This window comes from Eubacterium sp. An11 (assembly GCF_002161065.1).
Lineage (GTDB): Bacteria > Bacillota > Clostridia > Lachnospirales > Lachnospiraceae > Anaerobutyricum > Anaerobutyricum faecale.
On the sequence record NZ_NFLV01000073.1, the window covers coordinates 1 to 1,755 of the forward strand.

A 1,755-nucleotide genomic window follows, 5' to 3' on the forward strand; every position below is an offset into this window, starting at 1 on the left:
CCAAAAAGCGTGGAAAGAACCTCACGCTGCGCCCGGACTGGGATAAGGTAAAGATTTCCCTGATGTATGAAATCTGTATGTGTAAATTCATGCAGAACCCAAAGCTGCGGGATGCCCTGCTTGCCACAGGAAACAGCCTTCTCATAGAAGGCAATACCTGGGGCGATTACTTCTGGGGCAAAGTCAACGGCCACGGGGAAAACCAGTTAGGGCTTATCCTGATGGACGTGCGTGAAAAGCTGAAATGGAGCATGGGAATGGAAAATGAGATTGCATAACGAGGTGAATGAACTATGGAAGAAAAGAAACAGACGGTCTTGACGCTGAAATTCATCGGCATAGATGATTTTTCTTGTCCAACTTATGAGGATCAGTACGGACAGTTCTGGAAAGACCTTAACCTGGGGAAATCCGAAACCCCGGACTTGTATTCTACTACGAGGAATGACCTGGATGGGGAGCCAGTATCCCACATCCAGCAGGAATATACCTTTGAGTCAGAACCGTTCCGAAGATCCCCGTATGAGTTCCAGTATATGATGTTAAGCCGGATGCAGCGTGACTGCGAATATTTTCTCGGCTACGGGAACCGGAGCGTTACCATCTTATCCGAAAGTGATCCGCAGCATCATATTGACCGTATGAAAGAATTGTGGAAGGAGCTTCCTGCTGACGGGAAACCGGAATGGCTGACCTGGGAGCAGCTCCTGAACTATGAAAAAGAATTGTGTAACGAATAACCATAATGATTACGAAGGATCTTCCTGCCAGGGAGGTCCTTCTTTTGCAAAGGAGGACAATACCTTATGAGAATTACGATCTATCAGATCATCCCGGAATTGGATCAGGACAGGCTGATGTTTATGCCCCTTTCCTATTTTCAAAAAGCCGGGTATCCATCACCGCCTGCAGAAATTTATGAATCCGTATTCTGCGGAGAAACGGAAGTCGCCACACTGGAAGAAATCTACCGGACATTCAACCGCAAAGATGAAGCGGATGCCCGCTATCTGGAAAAGATCGGTTTCACCGGACATTCCATGTCAGTCTCTGACATTCTGGAAATACAGCACTCACCGGGAGAAAGCCGTTTCTATTTCTGTGATACATTTGGTTTTTCTCAAATAGCATTTCAGAAGGAAAACGCCATGCTGCCAGTTCAGAACCATGACAATATCCCTTTTGAGCAGGTCAATCGGTCCAAGCCCGGTTATCTGGCCTATATGGATAACGGGGGAATTTCCATTCATCCCTGTATCCAGGTCCAGCTCCAACGCTGCAAATACAGTCAATGCCAGCTCGGCTATCGGCTCCGTTACCGGGAGAAGGAAGGGTTATCTGCACGGCAGCGAGATTTTCTGGAACGTCCTGTCGTCCTTCTGTTCGAGGATACGCAAGGGCCGGCTTCGGAAGATTTATGGTATCACAGCCCTAAACCTTCGGTTTGGATCTCCAAGCACCCAATACACAGCCCGCTAAACCTGAATCTGGTGGAGGAATGGTGCCAGAGCCAAAATGTAACCTATGAATATCTTTAAGAACAAATGGAGGAAAATCTATGATCAAAGAAAGGAAAGGGGATCTGCTTCGTTCTGATGCTGCCATTATCGCCCACCAGGTCAACTGCCAGGGTGTTATGGGGGCAGGCGTAGCCAGGCAGATCCGGCATCGTATTTTGACAGCAGAACAGTATCGGACATACCAGCAGATTTGCAGGAAGAATAAAGAGGAACTTCTAGGATCCTGCTCTTTGAT

General features: G+C 47.6%; 3 protein-coding genes and 1 pseudogene. All 4 read left to right on the forward strand.

Annotation, left to right across the window (positions count from 1 at the left end; all coding sequences use genetic code 11):
* Positions 1–278, forward strand: a 278-nt coding sequence (locus tag B5E53_RS18495; protein WP_140401540.1) for an NADAR family protein, incomplete at its 5' end; no start/stop codon positions are given.
* A 15-nt stretch (positions 279–293) separates the two neighbouring features.
* Positions 294–740 (forward strand): LPD11 domain-containing protein, encoded by a 447-nt coding sequence (locus B5E53_RS18500; protein ID WP_087317598.1) that lies wholly within the window; start codon positions 294–296, stop codon positions 738–740.
* A 66-nt stretch (positions 741–806) separates the two neighbouring features.
* Positions 807–1,538 (forward strand): YodL domain-containing protein, encoded by a 732-nt coding sequence (locus B5E53_RS18505; protein ID WP_087317600.1) that lies wholly within the window; start codon positions 807–809, stop codon positions 1,536–1,538.
* 20 nt (positions 1,539–1,558) lie between these two features.
* Positions 1,559–1,755, forward strand: a pseudogene (locus B5E53_RS18510) (appr-1-p processing); the annotation flags it as partial.